Below are 19,635 nucleotides of genomic sequence, written 5' to 3'. Positions count from 1 at the left end.
TTATTAATTTCATTTCCTTGTGATTAAACCACAAAGATGCTTCATCTATGTAAATTTAGTTTTAATTTAGTATTAACAGTTACTTAACATTCATTATATCGCCACTTTGTTACCATGCTGCATTAAAGCCGGGTAGTACGGTTCTAATAAATATTGATTAGCTAATTGCGTAAACTGCTGCACCTGTGCGACTTCCCAATTTTCATCATAGCCCAACTCCGATGAAATAATTTTGGCCACCGCCGGCGCCATCAATATGGCCGCTTTAGCATCCAGAAACAAAACCCTTAGCCGCCGCGCCAGCACATCCTCAATATTACGCGCCATCTCGTTACGTACCGCCCAAACCACTTCGGCCCTGATGATATCATACCCATCCAGTAAAACTGCACCCATTCCGGAATTCTCCGCTGCAAGTTTCTTAATACCTTCGGCATCAGCACCATAGCAAGCCAATGGCCCCACTGGTACGGCTGTAGTATAACCATGGATATGTGTTTCCCGCGAAGCGCATTTCGCCGGGTGTAGTTTAGCCACTTCTATCGCTTTATCAATTACGTCTTCGGCCATTTTACGGTAAGTGGTCCACTTACCGCCGGTTATAGTGATCAGGCCCGATGAGCTGACAATTAATTTGTGACTGCGCGAAATTTCTTTGGTTGCACCGGTATCATTACCCGTAGCGGCCAGGGGCCGTAAACCTGCAAAAACAGACAATACATCTGTCCGCTTAGGTTTTTTGGTCAAGTATTGCGATGCGGTATTCAAAATAAAATCAATCTCCTTTTCCAGCGCAACCGGCTCCAGGCTGTGCTGGTTTAACGGCGTATCGGTGGTGCCCAATAGTAAGCTGCCATGCCAGGGCACAGCAAAAAGTACACGTCCGTCATCGGTTTTAGGGATCATCAGCGCGCTTTCACCATTTAAAAACGATTTATCCAATACCAGATGCACACCCTGACTGGGCCTTACAATAGGTTTATTTGATGGGGTATCCATTTGCAATATCTCATCAACAAATACACCTGTGGCGTTAATTACAACTTTGGCTTTCAGCGTGTACTCTTTTTGCCCTTCCATATCAAAGGCCTTAATACCGTTTATTTTTTCGCCGTTTTTAAGCAGCCCGGTAACCTTCATATAGTTAATCAGCACACCGCCGTTATCCGCACAGGTTTGCGCCAGGTTAATGGCCAAACGCGCGTCGTCAAATTGGCCGTCGCTATAGCGCACACCGCCTATCAGGTTCTTTTTCTCTAACCCTGGGATGGCTTGCAGCACCTTTGGGGTTGACAAAAATGCCGAATGCTTAAAGCCACGGTTACCTGCCAGCAAATCGTACACCTTAAGACCAATTAAGTACATGAATTTTGATTTTAAACCAAAGGCCGGAATAATAAACTCCTGCTCCTTTACCAAATGCGGCGCGTTCTTAAAAAGCAAGCCCCGCTCCTTCAGCGCTTCGTAAACCAAACCAATATCGCCCTGTGCCAGATAGCGCACACCACCATGCACCAGTTTAGTACTGCGGCTTGATGTCCCCTTTGCAAAGTCGGCCTGCTCAACCAGTAAAGTTTTAAAACCACGCAAAGCAGCATCAAGTGCGGTGCCTAAACCCGTTGCCCCACCACCTACTACAATTACATCCCAGGCTTCGCCTTTGTTAATTTCCTGTATAAAAATATCCCGTTCAAATTTCATTCCGCTTAGTTTCGTATACAAATATTGCAATTGTTTTTGAAATAAAAACAAACAAAACGAAACATATTTTCCACCAAAACAGCCGAATTACTTAAAATTCACTGGTTTCACATTATTATTGGTTTTTTTTCAATAAAACAACGTAATGTTTACGAAATCATTAGATTCAGGAAGAAACTTACTAAGTATCAAATTTTTAAGCGCGCGGTCCTTAGGTTATCTCTTAAGTACACACCAGGTTGTCATACAGCGCATATTTTGCACGTTGGTGGTTTTAATGGGTTCAAATAACTCGCCGCCCAGTTCGCGGGTGTATTCAAGCAGTGTTTCCTGGTTTACCAGGTAGCGGGTACTGCCATCGGGTAAATAATAGCGGCCGTTGCCTAATGGTTTAACTAATTCTTCTATACCTATATCGGATGCCAGACGGGCGAACAGGTAGCCACCCGGCTTAAGTACCCGCCAAACAGAGCGCAGCATATCATCAAAGTGGTTATGATCCTGCGCGAAATGCAAAACCGCGCTGCAAATAGCCAGATCAAAAAATGCATCTGCATAAGGCATATCCTCTGCTTTGGCTACAACAAAATTACCTGCCGGAAGCGCGGGCGCCAATTGCGCCGATAATTGCCGTACAGCCTCAACCGCCCTTGCATCAGCATCCATGCCATAAACATGGTAACCGTTGCGCAAAAAATAGTGCAGGTTGCGGCCTCCCCCACAGCCAACATCCAATATGGTTTGGCAATTGCTAAAACGGCCTTTCAGCAACTGATCGAACAAATAGATATCAATGTTGCCGTATAAGGCTTGTGGGTCATTAGTCATTAGTCATTAGTCATTAGTCATTAGTCATTAGTGGGAAACTGATCTTGCAAATTAATGTTTTAAGGGGATATGTTTTAACTATATTTACTGTAAGCTTTTATTATGCCTAAGGAAGAAACCGCCGACCTGCTTAATTACCTTGCACCATTGCCATCCGCTATGCGGGATAAAGTGCTTTGGCTGCGCGGTTTTGTATGGGATGAATATCCGCAGTGTAACGAGTTGATCTACGATAATTACAACGCGGTGGCCATCGGCTGGTCGCCGACCGAAAAACTGAGCCATGTGTTTTGCTCCGTTGCCGTTTACCGCGCCGGATATAATATCCACTTCGGGTTTTACTGGGGTGCAGAAGTGCCCGATCCTAAAAAGATGCTGATAGGCAAGGGTAATCAATACCGGTATATCCAGGTAAAAGACCTTATTGATTTCCCCATTGATTATATCAGGCAACTGGTGATGGACGCCTATATTTTATCGCTGAATAAAATAAAGGACCAAAAACTGGTTGTTGAGGGTAAAACCATCGTCAAATCTGTTTCAACAAATAAACGGGCAAAGAAAAAAGGCGACCAGTAACTACCTTATATTTCAATTTAGCGGGTGGCCGCTGTGCGGATATAGCATATATATGATAAACAGTAATTTTGCGTTAGATATTAAACTCCATGAGCAAATTTCCCATACCCGATACTGTGCTGTATGTATGCACCGGCAGCAAATGCGCCAAACGGGGCGGGAAAAGCATGTATAAAACAGCCCGGGCTTTGGCCAAATACGATAGAAGCTTTGAAGTGGTACGTACAGAATGCACAGACCGGTGCGATTGGGCACCGGTCTGCGCTATACAACCGGGTAATACCTGGTTAAAAGAATATGCCGAAAAGGATGTACTGAAGCTATTACAGCAACAAATGCAGGGGCAAAAAGATTAAGCTTCGCTGTCGTATTTAATATCGCCTACGTGTTTGTCAATTTGCCAGCGTCCTGTACCTTCTTCGCCAATTACCTCAAACAATTCCAGCGCGCGGCGTGCTTTGTATTCTTCTTCACGCTGCTCTTTCAGGAACCAGTTTAAAAATTCGAGGGTTACATAATCCTGCTCCTTATGGCAGCGGGCGGCAATGTTTTTAATAGATTGCGTTACGCTGATCTCCTGGTCAAGGGCATCCTCAAATACTTCTTTAAATGAATTGTATTCTATTTTAATACCGCTTACATCGGGCGAAACAGCTGTGCCGCCCATATCCAGCACGTATTTAAAAAACTTGAGCTGGTGGGTACGTTCTTCTTCGGCTTGTTTAAAAAAGTATGCAGATGAACCGTCAAAACCATTCCTGTCGCACCATGATGCCATGGCTAAATAAATGGACGATGATTGCGCTTCCTTCTTTATCTGCTGGTTTAAAAGGCTCTCTATATCCGATGATATCAGGCACTTTACACGGATCAAATCTTTCATATCTAAGATGCTTTTAGGTGAATTATAACAATAATAGTGCTATAAATTAACAATATACCTATCAGGATATAATATAAAATGAGTCTAAATACGATTAAACGGCCAAACGGTACAGACGATCGTAAATAATGTGGTTAAGTTCCAGCATGGTAAAGGCACCCTGCAGCAGTTCTTTAAAGTGAACGATCTCTATAACAGATAGAATATAAGAATGATCGCAGGCGCAGATAAAAACGATCTCGATATCGGCAGACTTCCCGCTTTTCAGCAGGATGGCATCTACATCTATATTATAAACTGCTTTTTTGAGTTTCAGCAGGCAGCGGTAATCAAAGCGCGCCAGTTTCCCGGCAAAGTCAACATACCAGCAGCTTTCTCTGTCGGATTGATAGATCCCTCCCCAAACGGTTGTAAAAACCTCGGTTAGTTTCATTTCATCAATTAGGAGTTCTGTCTCTTGCATCTATGATTCCTTTGCGATACAAAAGTGATCATTATTTATAATTAATCCAAATAAGATTAAAGAATTATCTGATCAGGAAATCATACTTTGCTAATGCCGCGACGAACTAAATCACTCCAGCCTTCTCCAACTCCGCAGCCATTTGCTGCTGCAGGCTCAATGCTTCGGCGCGGGCAGCATCTGCAAAGTCTTCGCCGTTTGAGGCGTAGATGATAGAACGTGAGGAGTTGACCAGCAAGCCACAATCTTTATTCATCCCATATTTACACACATCTGATAAGCTGCCGCCCTGTGCGCCAACGCCCGGGACCAGTAAAAAGTTGTCGGGCGCGTAGGCGCGGATGTTGGTAAACTCGGTACTTTTGGTTGCCCCCACGACATACATAATGCGGTCGGCGCCAGCCCAGGTATTAGCCTTTTTAATAACAGACTCATATAAATAACCACCCTCAGTTTCCAGGTATTGGAAATCCTTACTGCCTACCGACGAGGTAAGCGCCAGGATGATCACCCACTTACCCTCGTAAGCTAAATAAGGCTTTACACTATCGTTACCCATATAAGGGGTAACGGTGATCGCGTCAAAATTCATCCCCGATGTGGCCTCGTCAAAAAAGGCGCGGGCGTATTTATCAGATGTATTTCCGATATCGCCGCGTTTGGCATCAATAATATTCAGGGTATCTGCCGGCAGGTATTTGCAGGTATCAATTAAGCTTTGCAGGCCTTTAATACCATAGCTTTCATAAAAGGCAGAGTTGGGTTTATACGCCACACATAAATCGCGGGTGGCATCAATAATGCGTTTGTTAAATTCAAAAATGGGATCGGGATAGGCTTTTAAAAAGCTGGGTATCTTATCTAAATCGGGATCTAACCCCACACATAAAAACGATTTTTTCTTTTTGATTTCGGCAATAAGTTGTTCCCTGGAAAGCATACGGTAACGGTAAGATGTATTTTGATTGTAAAAAAACTAAAAATTCCCTTAACTGTTAAGTCTCCGGAAAGATATTTTATTAAAAAGTTTGAAATAATAAATTTTATTAGTTAAAATTGCATCGTTATCCTTTGAATTTTTCTTGCACCAAAGAAACAGTTTAAAAATTCCACGTTATTTTACTAAATAAAATTACAAGTTTTGGCGTTGTTTTTGTGTGTTTTGGCTAACAAAATATCTCTCAATTTTTAAAAAATCCTTTTGAATTATAAATTCATCCCATGTCTGATATTACTATTGAATTGAACGATAAACTCGTTTCAGAACTGCGTGATATGGCCCGTACTTTAGGCATTGCCGAAGCAGACGAGCTACGCAAACCACAACTTATTACCCGCATTGTTGAACAACAGCAGCTAATTGAAGCCGCCCGTGCGCAACAAAGCATTTTAGCCAGCAACTATGCCGAAATTAACGCAGAACCAGTTGCCGCTACCGAGGATGCTGATGACAAGCCCCGCAAAAGAACCCGCGTTATCAAAGCAAAATCATCAACTACACCACGTGTTGATGTTCCATTAAATGATACCAACCTTTTTGAAGAAGAAGACGAGCCGCCTTATACCACGGATGAAGAAGCGCCTGTAGCCGAACCCGCACGTGAAGTGATAACCGGCGATGATGATGAGTCGCCTGTTAAAGCAGACGAGCGCCCGGCCGATAGCCGTACCCCCAAATTTGAACGCCGCCAGCCAAATCAGCAGCAGCAAAACAAAAAAGACGAGGTTAACCTTGATTTTGATAATGTTATTGTGAACGAAGGCGTATTGGAAATTATGCCCGATGGCTATGGCTTCCTGCGCTCATCTGATTATAACTACCTGACTTCTCCCGATGATATTTACGTATCACAATCGCAAATAAAACTGTTTGGCTTAAAAACCGGTGATACCGTTCGCGGTAGCATCCGCCCGCCAAAAGAGGGCGAAAAATATTTCCCGCTGGTACGTGTGGAGGCCATTAACGGCCGTGTACCTGCCGAAGTGCGTGACCGTGTCCCGTTTGATCACTTAACGCCTTTGTTCCCGTCAGAGAAACTGAGCTTGTTCACCGATCCGGGCAATTATTCAACCCGTATTATGGACCTGTTCTCGCCTATTGGTAAAGGTCAGCGTGGTTTAATTGTGGCCCAGCCTAAAACCGGTAAAACCATGTTATTAAAGGATGTGGCCAATGCCATAGCCAAAAATCACCCCGAGGTTTACCTGATCATCCTTTTGATTGACGAACGCCCCGAGGAGGTAACCGATATGGCCCGCAGCGTACGCGCCGAGGTAATCGCGTCGACATTTGATGAGCCGGCCGAGCGCCACGTAAAAATTGCCAATATTGTATTAGAAAAAGCAAAACGCATGGTTGAATGCGGGCATGATGTAGTGATCCTGCTGGATTCTATCACCCGTTTAGCCCGTGCTTATAACACCGTTGCGCCTGCATCGGGTAAAATATTATCAGGTGGTGTGGATGCTAACGCATTGCACAAACCAAAACGTTTCTTTGGTGCGGCCCGTAACATTGAGGATGGCGGATCGTTAACCATCATCGCGACAGCCTTGACAGAAACCGGTTCTAAAATGGACGAGGTGATCTTCGAAGAGTTTAAAGGTACCGGTAACATGGAGCTGCAGTTGGATCGTAAATTATCTAACAAACGGATCTTCCCTGCTATCGACCTTACCGCATCAAGCACACGCCGTGATGATTTGCTGCTTGACCGCGATACATTGCAACGCATCTGGATACTGCGTAACCACTTGGCCGACATGAACTCGCAAGAGTCGATGGAGTTCCTGCAAACACAGATCCGCGGAACAAAAACCAACGAAGAATTTTTAATTTCGATGAACTCGTAGTAGAATAACTATTCAAAAATAAAATTTGGCTTTGTAACCTTTGTGGTCAATTTAACCACAAAGGTCACAAGGTTTTTTTCACAAAGAACACAAAGCTAAACTACTATTTAAAAATTCTTCGTGTCCTTTGTGTTAAGCCATCATGATATTCCTTTGTGGACTTTGTGGTTAAATCGCCACACAACCCAATTTAATTTTGTTGTTAAAGCAGATTTTCAATTTTGATGCAACCTCTTCATCCATCCTTAATAAATTCTTGGTAACTTCACCCCCATGATGCGGACGCGTGTAAGAAAACATCTACCTAATGCCATCACCTGTGCTAATCTGTTCAGTGGTTGTGTGGGTATTGTATTCGCTTTTAACGATAACCTGATAGTTGCCTCCTACTGTATTTTCCTGGCAGCTATATTCGATTTTTTTGACGGCTTTGCCTCCAGGGTGCTGCAGTCGTTTTCGGGTATTGGCAAGGATCTTGATTCGCTAGCCGATATGGTGAGTTTTGGCTTCCTGCCCTCGGCTATATTATACGAGTTATTTTTAAAGTCGCCGCAGATCTATAAAATCGGTGATTATATCTGTTTCATCGCCTTTGCCATAGCCGTATTCTCGGCTTTACGCTTAGCCAAATTTAATATCGATACCCGCCAGGCCGAGATATTTATAGGCTTACCTACACCGGCCAATGCCATCCTTATCGCTTCGTTACCCTTTATTGTAGAACAATACAGCGCCTTTGATCAGTACATTTTAAACAGGTACACGCTAATTGTGCTGGATATTATTATGTGCGCGCTGCTGGTAGCCGAATTACCGCTAATGTCGCTTAAATTTAAGGCCAACGATTCGAACCGTAATTTTTACCGTTATTTATTACTGCTATTTTCGGCTATTCTGATACTATTTTTTAAATTTGCCGCCGTACCGGTGATCATATTTATATACATCACCTTATCTATCATTCAACTAAAATTCGACAATGACAAAGTTCCAGGCTGAAATTGATGTAATGCCCAAAAAAGAAATTCTTGATCCGCAGGGAAAAGCGGTAACAGGTAGCATGAAAAATTTGGGATTGCCCGAAATTCAGAACATCCGCATAGGCAAACACATATCGCTGGAAATTGAGGCCGAAAATGAAGAAACCGCCCGCCAAAAGGTAGACCAGGCCTGCAAAAGCTTATTAGCCAACCTGATTATGGAAAGCTACAGCTTTACTGTGGTAGTAGCTTAAAGCCGAAGGCTGAAAGCAAAAAGCTTTGGTCTTTTAGCTTTCAGCTTAAAGAAGCGCTTCCGTATCCGATTTTATTTTGGCCAGTTTAACCAGGTTATTGGTAACCACGGTTTTTATCCAGCCAAACTTTTCGTTAATTTGGTCTATATCCTGCCCGCCTGCTTTGCAAAGCAGCTCCACATCCTGCATGGTAGCCTGGCAATCCAGCATGCCAAAAAAACCCAGGTTAGGCTTTAGCTTGTGCGCCGCTCCTCCTGCTACTACCCAGTCGCCTGCGGCAATAGCCGTGCTTATGGTAGCTAACAGCTCGGGGGTTTGCTGTAAAAACAGTTCGATGGAATCTACGATAAACTCGTGACTGCCATCTGCAATTTCATAAAGAAAAGAAAGGTCAAAATCCTGATTATCCGCCATCTTATTTTTTTTCTATATCAAATTTATAATTTTTTAACAACCAAACAATCCTGTAAGTTATTTTTAAGTTGTAACATATTTAATTTACTTACCGGATGTATCCATCCGGGGGCTATCTCACTTAGCGGTTCCAGCGTAAAACGCCGGTTTTGCAGCTCGGGATGCGGAATTATTAAACCGGGTTCGTTAATAATATGATCCTCATAAAATAATATATCAATATCTATGGTGCGTGCCCCCCATTTCGCATCACGCTTGCGGCCCAGGTCAAGCTCTACCTGTAATATTTTTTCGAGCACCTGCCGTGGCGACAGCTCCGTTTCAACTAAAAGCACCTGGTTCAGGTAATCCGGCTCGTTTGTTTTGCCCCAGGCCTGGGTTTCATATATGGCCGATTGCTGTACTATAACGCCCACTTTATCCTTTATCCCGGCTATGGCCTGTTCCAGGTAATCAAATCTATCACCCAAATTACTACCCAAAAGCAAAAAAACACTAAACATGTTGTAACAAATATTAAGGATAACGCTCTTAGCTGTAATGCGGCGCTGAATTGTTAAGTTTGCATAGATAAACAGATTATATTTTTTAATGAAACAATTTTTCAAATTTGTACTGGCAACTATTATAGGTATTCTTTTTACCTGCCTGATATTGATCTTTATTTTGATAGGCATTATTGCTTCAGCCGGCAGCGATAAAACAGTTGATGTAGACTCCAATTCCATTTTGCACATTGCATTTACGTACCCAATTGCCGAACGCACACCTAAAAACCCGCTGGCCGGGTTAAGTTTTTTAGGCTTCGACGGCGATAAAGCCGTTGGCCTCAACGATATTTTAGCCAACATTAAAAGAGCTAAAACAGATGATAATATTAAAGGCATTTTCCTGGACGAAAGCTATATGCTATCGGGCCAGGCCACTACCGAGGAGGTACGTAACGCGCTGATCGACTTTAAAAAATCGGGCAAATTCATTGTCGCTTATTCAGAAATATATACACAGGGCGCGTATTACCTGGCATCGGTAGCCGATAAGGTTTATATGAACCCCAAAGGCATCTTTGAATTTAGCGGCTTTAGTCAGCAGGTTACCTTTTTAAAGGGGGCGCTGGATAAGCTGGGTATAGAAGCCCAGGTGATAAAAGTAGGCACCTATAAAAGCGCTGTTGAGCCGTACGTCCTGAACAAGATGAGTGATGCTAACCGCGAGCAGGTTACCTCCTATTTGGGCTCGCTGTATGATCATTTTTTAAACGGCATCAGCACCGCGCGTAAAGTAAACCGCGATACCTTATTTAATATTGCCAATAACCTGAACGTGCAATTCCCCGAAGACGCTTTGAAATACAAGCTGGTCGACGGTTTGAAATATAAAGACGAAGTACTTGACGAATTAAAGCAACGTACAGCAACCTCTAAAAAAAGCAAACTGCACAGTGTGGACCTTGCCGATTATACCAAAAGCGATGGCAAGACTAATGACGGCGAAGAAAAAACATCATCAAAAAACCGGATAGCCGTAATTTATGCATCGGGCGATATTAATGGCGGTGAAGGTAGCGAAGGCAACATAGGCTCGGAAGGGATCTCAAAAGCCCTGCGCGAAGTGCGTTTGGATAGCAAAGTAAAAGCGGTGGTATTACGGGTTAATTCTCCGGGCGGCAGTTCGCTGGCGTCGGATGTAATTTGGCGCGAGGTGAAGCTTACGCATGATGTTAAACCCATCATCGTATCTATGGGCGATTACGCGGCTTCGGGTGGTTACTATATCTCCTGCGCGGCCGATTCGATCATTGCCGAACCTAATACGGTTACGGGCTCTATCGGCATCTTCGCCTTATTACCAAACATGCAGAAACTGTTTAACGATAAGCTGGGGATCACCTTTGATGGTGTAAAAACCGGTAAATATGCCGATTTGGGCACTACCGATCGTCCGCTTACAGCCGAAGAGCGTGCCATACTACAAAACCAGGTAAACCGGGGGTATGATGATTTTACCAAACATGTAGCCCAAGGCCGTAAAAAAACACAGGCTTATATTAACAGCATTGGCCAGGGCCGGGTATGGACAGGCACACAGGCCCTTAAATTAGGTTTGGTTGACCGCCTGGGTAACATTAACGATGCCGTTGCTATGGCTGCTAAAAAGGCCAACGTGAAAGATTATAACCTGGTAAGCTACCCCGAGCAGAAAAGCATCTTCAATAAGTTTGGAGAAGGCCTGACCGCTAAAGTAAAAGCCCGCATGATACAATCGGAATTGGGTGAGAACTACAAATATTACGAGCAAATAAAAACCGTAACCCAAATGATGCGCACTCCGCAAGCCCGGATGCCATTTGAGGTGGTGATTAAATAAGTTTTTGGAAGATATTTAATAGAAAAGCCGCCTGGATGGGCGGCTTTTTTGCGTATTTAAAAACTTCGTAAGTCTTCGGTAGTTCTTAATGTTCAATTCGTACTTTTACCTTCATCAATTATATACATGGAGAACAAACCCATTGCCCGCACGTTTCGCCTTTTATCGCAGCTGATGGAACTGCACGAGGTTAACCCCTTTAAAATAAAGTCCATTGCTAATGCTGCTTTTAAGCTGGATAAGCTGCCCTTCCCCATTGCCGGTAAAACCCTGGCCGAACTGGAAAAAATTGACGGTATAGGCAAAAGCACCGCCACCAAAGTGATAGAACTGCTGGAAACCGGCACCATTGCCGAAATGCAGGAACTGATAGATGCTACCCCACCGGGCATAGTAGAAATGCTGGGCATTAAAGGTATCGGCCCAAAAAAGATAGCCACTATCTGGCACGATCTGGGTATTGAAAATATTGGCGAACTATACTATGCCTGTAACGAAAACCGCCTGATTGAAGCCAAAGGCTTCGGGTTGAAAACACAGGAAGAGATCCGGAAGGTGATTGAATACCGCATGGCCAGCAACGGCAAGTTCCTGTATGCGCAGGTAGAAGCGGATGCGGACAGGCTGATGGATCTGTTAAAAAGCACTCTACCGGGCGGGCTAATAGAGTTTGCCGGCGAATATCGCCGTAAATGCGAAATTATCAGCGAACTGGTTATTGTGGTAGGCAGCCGCGATAAGGATATTTTAGAGAGCGCCTTAATGAATTCGGGCCTGATCAATAACATGAATGCCAATCACCATCACCTGGAAGGCGAACTGGAAAGCGGCCTGCTGGTAGACCTGATTTGCTGCGCCAAAGTTGATTTCCACCAAACCCTGTTTGAACAGACCGGCACCGAGGCACATGTGGAAGCTGTTTTAGCACTTGCTACCGTGCCCATTGAAATACCCGAAACCGAGCATATTATTTATCAAAAAGCAGGCCTGCAATATATGCCGCCCGAACTGCGCGAGGATGACCGATTTATTGAACTGGCACAGCAGGAGAAATTGCCCGAACTGATCACCATTTATGATTTAAAAGGCACGCTGCATAACCACAGTACCTGGAGCGACGGCGTTAACACGCTGGAAGAAATGGCGCTGTATTGCCGCGATGTAATGAAGCTGGAGTATCTGGGTATTTGCGATCATAGCAAAAGCGCTTTTTATGCCAAGGGCATGAGTATTGAAAGCGTTTTAAACCAGCACGAGGAGATTGATCATCTGAATAAAAAGCTGAACGGTTTCCATATTTTTAAAGGTATCGAATCGGATATTTTAGGCGATGGATCGCTGGATTACCCCGATGAGATACTACAGCGTTTTGATTTTGTGGTAGCATCTGTGCACTCCAACCTTAAAATGAGCGAGGAAAAGGCAACCGCCCGGCTAATTAAAGCCATTGAAAACCCATACACAACTATGCTGGGGCACCCAACCGGCCGGTTGTTATTAAGCCGCGAAGGCTACCCTATCGATTATAAAAAGGTGATTGACGCCTGTGCCGCTAATGCTGTGGTGATAGAGATTAATGCTAACCCGCTAAGACTCGATTTGGATTGGCGCTGGCAGCAATACGCGCTGGAAAAGGGCGTTTGGCTATCCGTTAACCCCGACGCGCACCGCACCGAAGGTTTCCACGATATGAAATATGGCGTGTTTGTTGGCCGCAAGGGTGGTTTGTCTAAAGATAAATGTGTTAATGCCTTATCTTTAGCGGAAATTGATCAATTTTTTAAAGAGAAAAAGACGAAGTAGTAAACCCTGTCATGCTGAACTTGTTTCAGCACCCCACTTGCTGAGTAATCAGCATATGAGATCCTGAAATAAACTCGGGATGACCTATTAATTTTTATTGATATTTACACCATGGGCAACCCGCTTAAAAATAAAATACAGGAAAAAATAACTACCCTGCCCGAGTTAAAAAAGCGGGTAGATGGCTGGAAAGCTTCCGGCGAGCGGGTTGTGTTTACCAATGGTGTGTTTGATTTACTGCATACCGGGCATATTACTTATATGGTAGATGCTGCCTCGCTGGGTACTAAACTCATTATCGGGCTTAACTCGGACAGTTCGGTTAAACGACTGAAAGGCCCCGAACGGCCGGTAAACGATCAGGACAGCCGTGCCTTGCTTTTAGCCTCTATGCTTTTTATTGATGCGGTAGTAATTTTTGAAGAAGACACGCCGTTAAACTTGATCAGTACCCTACTGCCTGATGTTTTGGCCAAGGGGGGCGATTATACCGTTGATACCATAGTTGGCGCCAAAGAGGTAATGGCCAATGGCGGCGATGTGGAAGTGATCAGCTTTGTGGATGGCTTTTCGTCTACCGCAATTATCAGGAAAATAAGAGACGCGCAATAACCCGAAATGAAGATACTTGTTATCCGCTTTAGCTCCATGGGCGATATTATTTACACCACACCGGTTGTGCGGTGCCTTAAACAATTGCCCAATGTTGAAGTGCATTTCCTCACCAAACCGGCCTTCCGCTATATCTACGATAATAATCCCTACCTTGATAAACTACTGCTGTTAAAAGACAACTTATCGGATACTATCGCCGAGATTAAGGCCGAACAGTACGATCAGATCATCGATTTGCACAGTAACCTGCGTACCGCCATCATCAAATTGCGTACAGGCATTAAATCATCTACGTATAATAAGCAGCGCATTAGTAAATGGCTGAGCTTAAAATTTAAGCTTAAACTGGTTGCGCCGGTGCATTTGGTAGAACGTTACTTAAAAACCGTTGAATTTTTAGGCGTAAAAAACGATGGCCTGCCGATAGATTATTATATCAAGAAAAATCACCGGTTAAACGAACTGCTGCCTGCTTCGCACCAAAAGTTTATCGCTTTTGTTATTGGCGCTACACATTTCACCAAGCGTATGCCTAATGATCAGGTGATCAGCATTTGCCAAAAACTGCGTTTGCCTGTAGTATTATTGGGCGGTAATGATGTGAGGGACAATGGCCAGATCATTGCCGGGGCAGTTGGCCCATACGTGTATAATGCCTGCGGCGTTACTACGCTTGATGAATCGGTTTACCTGGTATCAAAAGCCGAAACAGTGATTGGCTTTGATACCGGCCTAACCCATATTGCCGAAGCTTTTAACAAGCCCATCGTATCTGTATGGGGCAGCACCGTGCCCGAATTGCTGGGTGTACAACCTTATATGGTTAAAAAAACCTTAACAGCAGGTATTGAGCTGCCTTGCAGGCCCTGTTCAAAATTTGGCCGCAGTGCCTGCCCGCTTGGTCATTTTAAGTGTATGAAGAATATTGATGAAAAAAGTATTGTAACTTTTGTAAATAATTAACAGCCTGCTTACCTTAAATTAGCATCTTTAGTTAAACGATGAAGAAACTCAGCATCATAGCAATGATCATTTGTCTGGCTTACAGCTATGCACATGCACAGCGTAAAATTGAATATGGTTTTAGGATTGGCGGCGGGGTAGCTATCCAGGATATTGCTAACAGCAGCATTTTAGGCAGTAACTCCGTCCGTACTTTTAATGCCAATGTGGTGGTAAATTTCCCGATATTAAAAGATTATTATTTGCGGACAAGCCTGGGCATAGCTAACAAGGGTGGTGTTATTACGGAAGATGCGCTAACCACCACCAATAAAATCACTTATTACCAACTACCTGTAAACATTATGCGTAAATATAATGTACCTACTTTAGGGAAAGTAATAGCCGGTATCGGCGGATATTTTGCCATTGGGGCTAAAGGGACAATAACCTACGAAACACCCAACAGCACTACATCAAATGATATAGCTTTTGGTAATGAAAATGATTTTAAAAAATACGATGGCGGTATTAGCTTAATAACAGGGTTGGAATTAAATAATCACCTTACTTTTAACCTGGGATATGATTTTGGTGTGCTTAATATTGCATCACAAACATTAAAGGATACCGACTATAAAAGTGTTTATAACCGCGCGTTTACCATTACCCTGGGTTTAACATTTTAAATTATTTAACACTTAATTTTTTTAATGAAAAAGCTATTATTAGTACGGCACGCCAAGGCAGGCAGTCATGATATGAAAGATTTTGACCGGCCTTTAACCGATAAGGGTTTGCATGATGCCGCCCTGATAGCCGGTAAACTAAAAAAAGCTGAGTTGATACCCGAGTATATTGTCACCAGCCCGGCCCTGCGCACTAAAACCACCGCTGATATTTTAGCAAAAGTACTGGCCATTACAAACATGGGCGACAATAACCATATCTACGAAGCAAATACGCACAACCTGTTAAAAACCATTAACCATTTACCCGACGAATACAGCTTTATAGCCTTGGTGGGCCATAACCCCGGCATTAGCCAGATACTGTATGAATTAACCGGTGAAGTAAGAGAAATGTCGCCCGGCGATGCGGCCCTGATCGGGTTTGATTTTGATGAATGGGAAATGGTACATACCGATACCGGCAAACTGGCCTGGTACGATTCGCCAAAGAATGTTTAGGTTTTATAGGTAATTTAAAAATTAACCACAGAGCGCACGGAGGTTTTCACAGAGGACACAGAGGCATATCTGTAAAAAATCACCTTTATTCACTATGTATTATCTCATTTTATTTTCATTTATCTCTGTGTTCTCTGTGATTTCTATCTCTGTGCGCTCTGTGGTTAATTTCTAAACCTCAACCTAATTTACCACATAAGTCTTCCCCGGCAGCGACCGTATAAAGCCCTGCATCTCCATATTCAGTAAATTCATAGCTAACTGACTGGTAGGCATATTAATGCGGATAGCCAGGTCGTCAATAGCCAGGGGCAACTTATTTTGCCTGATGGTTTCAAATATTAATTGCTCGTTAGCCGACAGGTCGATTGGCAGCATCAATTGTTCAATCGGCTTTGCATCATCCTTTTTCTCCCAGCCCATAATGTAAGCCAGATCGGCCATACAGGATAACAGGGCGGCCTTATTATTACGGATCAGGAAATTGCAGCCTTCCGAAAATTCATCGTTGATCCTTCCGGGGAAGGCAAACACATCCCGGTTATAGCTGTTGGCAATTTCGGCGGTGATCAGCGCGCCGCCTTTTATGCTGGCCTCTACCACAATAGTGGCATCGGCCATACCGGCCACAATACGGTTGCGCTGCGGGAAATTCTCGCGGTTAGGTATTGTTCCCGATGGATACTCGGTCAGCACCGCGCCATTTACCTGCATTTTATCGGCCAAAGTCCGGTTGCCGGCCGGATACATGGTATCAAAACCATGCCCTAAAACGCCAACCGTTGGAATATTAAACTTCAGGCTTTCGCGATGCGCGGCTGTATCAATACCCAGCGCCAGTCCGCTTACAATTAAAATGTTATACTGCTGCAATTCCTCAATCAGCAGGTGGCAAAGCTGTTTACCATACTCGGTAGCGTTACGTGTACCCACAATGCTGATTACTTTAGGTACGTTCAGATCGGCATTGCCCCTGCTATAAAGCAGCAGCGGCGCATCGTCACACATTTTTAACCTTTTGGGATACCGGGCATCGGTGTAAAATATGGGATCTACCTTGTTTTTTTCTATAAAAGTCAGTTCTTTTTCAGCCCTTAGTAAATGAGGTGTCATGTCTGATAACAGCTCTACCCTTTTATCGCTGATGCCCGGCACATTTTTCAGTTTGTACGGCGGAGTTTTAAATACACCTTCGGCGCTACCTGCGTAAGCGATAAGGGCGCGGGAATAAGCCGGGCCAATTCCTTTTATAAATGTGAGGGCAATTTGGTGTAATAGCGACATATAAGCCCGCTAATATAAAAAACAACCGTTAAATGCTAAAATAATTAGGAAAATATGTGGCGCAGCTTACTTTATTGGTGCAAACGCAACATGCCTGTAGGGTTAACACAACTTAACACAATTCATGCATAATTTTTTATAAACTACTTATAATCAATTGATTATAATTTTAGCGTGTTAACCCAAAAATGGCCTGATTTTGCTCGCTCTGAATGTTGTACTCATTATTCAGATGCGTTTGCCCCGGAAAATATGCACGGATAATTTTTGGCCGTTTTAAGCGTATAATAATAACACACTTATAAACAGAACCTATATGAAAACAACAAAAAACAAAAGCCGGAGTATTTTATTTCGGTACCTGGTAGCTATCCCCTTAGCATTAGGCTTATGCTTTGCAATCACCGTTGCCAGGGCACAGGAGCCGCCAAAGTTGGGCACGCCCCCACCGCCGCCGCCATCACCTAAGGAGGTGTTTGATAAAATAAACCCTTTTAAAAAGAATAAAAAGGACGCGAAAAGCACTAACAAAAAAAGCAGCAAAGCCGATAATGCTGCTACCCCAGCCACGCCCCCTGCTCCACCCGCACCGCCCGATCCGCTGAATTTGTTTAAAAAGATTAAAAAGCCCTGATCAGTGCAATAGAATTGATCATATTAAAGCCTGTTTACCTCACGTAAACAGGCTTTTTGCTTTTGCACAATTAGCTGTTCTTCAAACAACTAAAAAAAACTATAAAAATAGTTTGCAAACTATAAAAATAGTTTATACCTTCATTCCAAGCAAACTATAAAAATAGTTAGGAATGAAGAAAATAAAAGAACTCACCAAGGCCGAAGAACAGGTAATGCAGATATTATGGCAACTGGGCGAAGCCATTGTAAAAGACATTATTGAGAAAATGCCCGACCCAAAACCTGCCTATAATACAGTATCAACCGTGGTTAGGGTGCTGGAGGGCAAGGGTTTTATTGATCATAAGGCTTATGGCAACTCCTACGTGTACTTTGCCACCGTACCCGAAGCCGATTACAAAAAGTTTACGTTTGATAAAATGATGAGCAGCTATTTCAGCAACTCGTATCAAAGCCTGGTATCATTCCTGGTAAAAGAAAAAGACCTGAGCATTGAAGAACTGCAGGAGTTAACCCAACTGGCCGAAAAACTTAAAAATAAAAAATCATGAGCTGGATATATTACCTGTTAGAGGCTAACTTGTACCTCGCCGCGTTTTACCTGGTTTATTACTTTGTTTTACGGCGCGAAACTTACTATCAACTTAACCGCGTTTACCTGATGAGTATTTGCATAATGGCATTCATCATCCCATTATTGCAAATAGGCACATTGCGGAAGGTACCTCCGTCACCAATTGTGTATCAGGCTATAACGCCGGTTAACAATACCTACATTTGGACACGTGCGGATTATTGCTTGCTTTTATATATCACGGTTGCCGCCGTTATGTTAACTGCCTTTGCCATAAAATTATATAAGCTGATGCAACTATCGCGCAAAGCAAAACAGCATAACAACGGCTTTTATTTAATAGAGATTGCCGATAATAATAACGCCTTTTCATTTTTTAAATACCTGTTTATTGACCCTAAACTGGCCAGTTCGCCGGCTGTACTTCAGCACGAATTGGTACATATCCGGCAAAAACACAGCCTGGATATCGTTTTTCTGGAATTGTTTAAAATCGTCAACTGGTTTAACCCGGTGGTTTACCTGCTGCAAAACAGTGTTAAAGAGCTGCATGAGTTTATTGCCGACCAGGAAACTGCCACCCAGCAACAGGATGTTAACGGTTATACCGATTTCCTGATCAACAGCGCTTATGGGTTTACCGAAAGCCATTTGGTCAACAACTTCTTTAATAAAAACCTCTTAAAAACCCGAATTATTATGCTCCACCAAAAACGTTCAGGCAGTTTAGCAAGGCTAAAACTGCTGGTTGCCCTACCCCTGCTGGGCGGCATGCTCTGTCTATCAACCCTTGGTTTTACTAAGGATTATTCTTTAATTGACCTGGCACCTGCCCAAGCCAAACAAGTGCCGCCACCACCGCCTGTAGCAGTACCAAATAAGCCCCAAACCCCGCCGCCGCCGCCACCTGTCGAGCCACGCCATCACAAATATGCAGGCAAAAAAATGCCGCCACCGCCAAAGGTAAGCAAGGTGCGTTTCCCACCCCCGGTTGTTAAGCCTGATGCAGATGGTAAGTTGGCACCGCCGCCACCGCCAAAGGTAAGCAAGGTGCGTTTCCCGCCCCCAATGGTTAAAAAGGATGCAACCTCACCTAAACCAAAAGTGACTCAAATTCGTTTCCCGCCGCCTATTGTGAAGCCGGGTACAACCCCACCGGCACCCAAAGAAAAACCGACGCCGGTTACGCCTTCGGGTACCGCAAACGATACCGCAAAATTTATCAGATAACAAATGCCTATAAACAATAACGGCAGATATGTTTAAACA

Annotated in this window: 22 protein-coding genes; 14 read left to right on the top strand and 8 right to left on the bottom strand. The window is 43.7% G+C overall.

Annotation, left to right across the window (positions count from 1 at the left end):
- Window positions 1–93: 93 nt before the first annotated feature.
- Window positions 94–1,701 carry a glycerol-3-phosphate dehydrogenase/oxidase gene (locus tag AC07M6_RS02120; protein WP_494887176.1) on the bottom strand — a complete coding sequence of 536 codons (1,608 nt, stop codon included), beginning with the start codon at window positions 1,699–1,701 and terminating at the stop codon, window positions 94–96.
- Window positions 1,702–1,917: 216 nt separating this feature from the next.
- Complete coding sequence (locus AC07M6_RS02115; protein WP_494887175.1) at window positions 1,918–2,529, bottom strand: class I SAM-dependent methyltransferase; 612 nt, start codon at window positions 2,527–2,529, stop codon at window positions 1,918–1,920.
- A 102-nt stretch (window positions 2,530–2,631) separates the two neighbouring features.
- Between AC07M6_RS02115 and AC07M6_RS02110 the strand changes: the two genes are divergently transcribed.
- Both AC07M6_RS02110 and AC07M6_RS02105 read left to right on the top strand, forming a co-directional pair.
- Window positions 2,632–3,108 carry a hypothetical protein gene (locus AC07M6_RS02110; RefSeq protein ID WP_494887173.1) on the top strand — a complete coding sequence of 159 codons (477 nt, stop codon included), beginning with the start codon at window positions 2,632–2,634 and terminating at the stop codon, window positions 3,106–3,108.
- Between the two features lie 89 nt (window positions 3,109–3,197).
- Window positions 3,198–3,464, top strand: coding sequence for a (2Fe-2S) ferredoxin domain-containing protein (locus AC07M6_RS02105; RefSeq protein ID WP_494887171.1), 267 nt, complete (start codon window positions 3,198–3,200; stop codon window positions 3,462–3,464).
- On the opposite strand, the gene AC07M6_RS02100 is transcribed toward AC07M6_RS02105, so the two are convergent.
- From AC07M6_RS02100 to pyrF, 3 genes are all read right to left on the bottom strand, one after another.
- Window positions 3,461–3,991 carry a ferritin gene (locus AC07M6_RS02100; protein ID WP_494887170.1) on the bottom strand — a complete coding sequence of 177 codons (531 nt, stop codon included), beginning with the start codon at window positions 3,989–3,991 and terminating at the stop codon, window positions 3,461–3,463. The two genes, AC07M6_RS02105 and AC07M6_RS02100, sit on opposite strands and share 4 nt — an antisense overlap.
- A gap of 94 nt (window positions 3,992–4,085) precedes the next feature.
- Entirely contained in the window at window positions 4,086–4,454 is a 369-nt protein-coding gene (locus AC07M6_RS02095; RefSeq protein WP_494887168.1) for a hypothetical protein, read from the bottom strand.
- Window positions 4,455–4,560: 106 nt separating this feature from the next.
- Window positions 4,561–5,394, bottom strand: a complete 834-nt coding sequence (pyrF, locus tag AC07M6_RS02090; protein WP_494887167.1) for an orotidine-5'-phosphate decarboxylase — start codon at window positions 5,392–5,394, stop codon at window positions 4,561–4,563.
- Window positions 5,395–5,675: 281 nt separating this feature from the next.
- On the opposite strand from pyrF, the gene rho reads away from it, so the two are divergent.
- From rho to purS, 3 genes are all read left to right on the top strand, one after another.
- Window positions 5,676–7,307 carry a transcription termination factor Rho gene (gene rho / locus AC07M6_RS02085; protein ID WP_494887165.1) on the top strand — a complete coding sequence of 544 codons (1,632 nt, stop codon included), beginning with the start codon at window positions 5,676–5,678 and terminating at the stop codon, window positions 7,305–7,307.
- Window positions 7,308–7,580: 273 nt separating this feature from the next.
- Complete coding sequence (locus AC07M6_RS02080) at window positions 7,581–8,306, top strand: CDP-alcohol phosphatidyltransferase family protein (RefSeq protein WP_494887163.1); 726 nt, start codon at window positions 7,581–7,583, stop codon at window positions 8,304–8,306.
- Window positions 8,287–8,541 (top strand): phosphoribosylformylglycinamidine synthase subunit PurS, encoded by a 255-nt coding sequence (gene purS, locus AC07M6_RS02075; protein WP_494887162.1) that lies wholly within the window; start codon window positions 8,287–8,289, stop codon window positions 8,539–8,541. The genes AC07M6_RS02080 and purS overlap by 20 nt, the downstream gene beginning before the upstream one ends.
- 45 nt (window positions 8,542–8,586) lie before the next feature.
- Here purS and AC07M6_RS02070 read toward each other — a convergent pair whose 3' ends face one another.
- Window positions 8,587–8,955: an Hpt domain-containing protein gene (locus AC07M6_RS02070; protein ID WP_494887160.1), complete on the bottom strand. Its 369-nt coding sequence runs from the start codon at window positions 8,953–8,955 to the stop codon at window positions 8,587–8,589.
- 23 nt (window positions 8,956–8,978) lie between these two features.
- Window positions 8,979–9,458: a 2-amino-4-hydroxy-6-hydroxymethyldihydropteridine diphosphokinase gene (gene folK / locus AC07M6_RS02065; RefSeq protein ID WP_494887159.1), complete on the bottom strand. Its 480-nt coding sequence runs from the start codon at window positions 9,456–9,458 to the stop codon at window positions 8,979–8,981.
- A gap of 88 nt (window positions 9,459–9,546) precedes the next feature.
- On the opposite strand from folK, the gene sppA reads away from it, so the two are divergent.
- The 6 genes from sppA to AC07M6_RS02035 all read left to right on the top strand — a co-directional run bounded on the left by sppA (window position 9,547) and on the right by AC07M6_RS02035 (window position 15,872).
- Window positions 9,547–11,322 (top strand): signal peptide peptidase SppA, encoded by a 1,776-nt coding sequence (sppA, locus tag AC07M6_RS02060; protein WP_494887157.1) that lies wholly within the window; start codon window positions 9,547–9,549, stop codon window positions 11,320–11,322.
- A gap of 126 nt (window positions 11,323–11,448) precedes the next feature.
- Window positions 11,449–13,125, top strand: a complete 1,677-nt coding sequence (locus AC07M6_RS02055; protein ID WP_494887155.1) for a helix-hairpin-helix domain-containing protein — start codon at window positions 11,449–11,451, stop codon at window positions 13,123–13,125.
- A 111-nt stretch (window positions 13,126–13,236) separates the two neighbouring features.
- On the top strand, window positions 13,237–13,737 hold the full coding sequence (gene rfaE2 / locus AC07M6_RS02050; protein ID WP_494887153.1) for a D-glycero-beta-D-manno-heptose 1-phosphate adenylyltransferase: 501 nt from the start codon (window positions 13,237–13,239) through the stop codon (window positions 13,735–13,737).
- A gap of 6 nt (window positions 13,738–13,743) precedes the next feature.
- Window positions 13,744–14,703, top strand: coding sequence for a glycosyltransferase family 9 protein (locus tag AC07M6_RS02045; RefSeq protein WP_494887152.1), 960 nt, complete (start codon window positions 13,744–13,746; stop codon window positions 14,701–14,703).
- Between the two features lie 38 nt (window positions 14,704–14,741).
- Entirely contained in the window at window positions 14,742–15,371 is a 630-nt protein-coding gene (locus AC07M6_RS02040) for a porin family protein (RefSeq protein ID WP_494887151.1), read from the top strand.
- Window positions 15,372–15,395: 24 nt separating this feature from the next.
- Window positions 15,396–15,872 carry a SixA phosphatase family protein gene (locus AC07M6_RS02035; protein WP_494887150.1) on the top strand — a complete coding sequence of 159 codons (477 nt, stop codon included), beginning with the start codon at window positions 15,396–15,398 and terminating at the stop codon, window positions 15,870–15,872.
- A gap of 183 nt (window positions 15,873–16,055) precedes the next feature.
- Here the strand turns inward: AC07M6_RS02035 and dprA are convergent, their stop codons facing one another.
- Complete coding sequence (gene dprA / locus AC07M6_RS02030; protein ID WP_494887149.1) at window positions 16,056–17,156, bottom strand: DNA-processing protein DprA; 1,101 nt, start codon at window positions 17,154–17,156, stop codon at window positions 16,056–16,058.
- A gap of 316 nt (window positions 17,157–17,472) precedes the next feature.
- Between dprA and AC07M6_RS02025 the strand changes: the two genes are divergently transcribed.
- The 3 genes from AC07M6_RS02025 to AC07M6_RS02015 all read left to right on the top strand — a co-directional run bounded on the left by AC07M6_RS02025 (window position 17,473) and on the right by AC07M6_RS02015 (window position 19,596).
- Window positions 17,473–17,790 (top strand): hypothetical protein, encoded by a 318-nt coding sequence (locus AC07M6_RS02025; protein ID WP_494887148.1) that lies wholly within the window; start codon window positions 17,473–17,475, stop codon window positions 17,788–17,790.
- A 172-nt stretch (window positions 17,791–17,962) separates the two neighbouring features.
- Window positions 17,963–18,343 (top strand): BlaI/MecI/CopY family transcriptional regulator, encoded by a 381-nt coding sequence (locus tag AC07M6_RS02020; RefSeq protein ID WP_494887147.1) that lies wholly within the window; start codon window positions 17,963–17,965, stop codon window positions 18,341–18,343.
- Entirely contained in the window at window positions 18,340–19,596 is a 1,257-nt protein-coding gene (locus tag AC07M6_RS02015) for a M56 family metallopeptidase (RefSeq protein WP_494887146.1), read from the top strand. The genes AC07M6_RS02020 and AC07M6_RS02015 overlap by 4 nt, the downstream gene beginning before the upstream one ends.
- The last annotated feature ends 39 nt before the right edge of the window (window positions 19,597–19,635 follow it).

The organism is Mucilaginibacter sp. GW821-FHT07H05 (genome assembly GCF_059418485.1).
Note: the sequence above shows the minus strand (reverse complement) of the source record. Positions and strands in the feature narration are given on the sequence as shown.

What these genes read in the sequence shown, in the direction of transcription:
- AC07M6_RS02020 (WP_494887147.1), top strand. Translation starts at nt 17,963, where the DNA reads ATGAAGAAAATAAAAGAACTCACCAAGGCCGAAGAACAGGTAATGCAG.
- AC07M6_RS02080 (WP_494887163.1), top strand. Translation starts at nt 7,581, where the DNA reads ATGATGCGGACGCGTGTAAGAAAACATCTACCTAATGCCATCACCTGT.
- AC07M6_RS02105 (WP_494887171.1), top strand. Translation starts at nt 3,198, where the DNA reads ATGAGCAAATTTCCCATACCCGATACTGTGCTGTATGTATGCACCGGC.
- AC07M6_RS02100 (WP_494887170.1), bottom strand. Translation starts at nt 3,991, where the DNA reads ATGAAAGATTTGATCCGTGTAAAGTGCCTGATATCATCGGATATAGAG.
- rho (WP_494887165.1), top strand. Translation starts at nt 5,676, where the DNA reads ATGTCTGATATTACTATTGAATTGAACGATAAACTCGTTTCAGAACTG.
- dprA (WP_494887149.1), bottom strand. Translation starts at nt 17,156, where the DNA reads ATGTCGCTATTACACCAAATTGCCCTCACATTTATAAAAGGAATTGGC.
- AC07M6_RS02055 (WP_494887155.1), top strand. Translation starts at nt 11,449, where the DNA reads ATGGAGAACAAACCCATTGCCCGCACGTTTCGCCTTTTATCGCAGCTG.
- rfaE2 (WP_494887153.1), top strand. Translation starts at nt 13,237, where the DNA reads ATGGGCAACCCGCTTAAAAATAAAATACAGGAAAAAATAACTACCCTG.
- purS (WP_494887162.1), top strand. Translation starts at nt 8,287, where the DNA reads ATGACAAAGTTCCAGGCTGAAATTGATGTAATGCCCAAAAAAGAAATT.
- AC07M6_RS02120 (WP_494887176.1), bottom strand. Translation starts at nt 1,701, where the DNA reads ATGAAATTTGAACGGGATATTTTTATACAGGAAATTAACAAAGGCGAA.
- AC07M6_RS02070 (WP_494887160.1), bottom strand. Translation starts at nt 8,955, where the DNA reads ATGGCGGATAATCAGGATTTTGACCTTTCTTTTCTTTATGAAATTGCA.
- AC07M6_RS02035 (WP_494887150.1), top strand. Translation starts at nt 15,396, where the DNA reads ATGAAAAAGCTATTATTAGTACGGCACGCCAAGGCAGGCAGTCATGAT.
- AC07M6_RS02095 (WP_494887168.1), bottom strand. Translation starts at nt 4,454, where the DNA reads ATGCAAGAGACAGAACTCCTAATTGATGAAATGAAACTAACCGAGGTT.
- AC07M6_RS02025 (WP_494887148.1), top strand. Translation starts at nt 17,473, where the DNA reads ATGAAAACAACAAAAAACAAAAGCCGGAGTATTTTATTTCGGTACCTG.
- AC07M6_RS02115 (WP_494887175.1), bottom strand. Translation starts at nt 2,529, where the DNA reads ATGACTAATGACCCACAAGCCTTATACGGCAACATTGATATCTATTTG.
- AC07M6_RS02015 (WP_494887146.1), top strand. Translation starts at nt 18,340, where the DNA reads ATGAGCTGGATATATTACCTGTTAGAGGCTAACTTGTACCTCGCCGCG.
- AC07M6_RS02045 (WP_494887152.1), top strand. Translation starts at nt 13,744, where the DNA reads ATGAAGATACTTGTTATCCGCTTTAGCTCCATGGGCGATATTATTTAC.
- AC07M6_RS02040 (WP_494887151.1), top strand. Translation starts at nt 14,742, where the DNA reads ATGAAGAAACTCAGCATCATAGCAATGATCATTTGTCTGGCTTACAGC.
- folK (WP_494887159.1), bottom strand. Translation starts at nt 9,458, where the DNA reads ATGTTTAGTGTTTTTTTGCTTTTGGGTAGTAATTTGGGTGATAGATTT.
- sppA (WP_494887157.1), top strand. Translation starts at nt 9,547, where the DNA reads ATGAAACAATTTTTCAAATTTGTACTGGCAACTATTATAGGTATTCTT.
- pyrF (WP_494887167.1), bottom strand. Translation starts at nt 5,394, where the DNA reads ATGCTTTCCAGGGAACAACTTATTGCCGAAATCAAAAAGAAAAAATCG.
- AC07M6_RS02110 (WP_494887173.1), top strand. Translation starts at nt 2,632, where the DNA reads ATGCCTAAGGAAGAAACCGCCGACCTGCTTAATTACCTTGCACCATTG.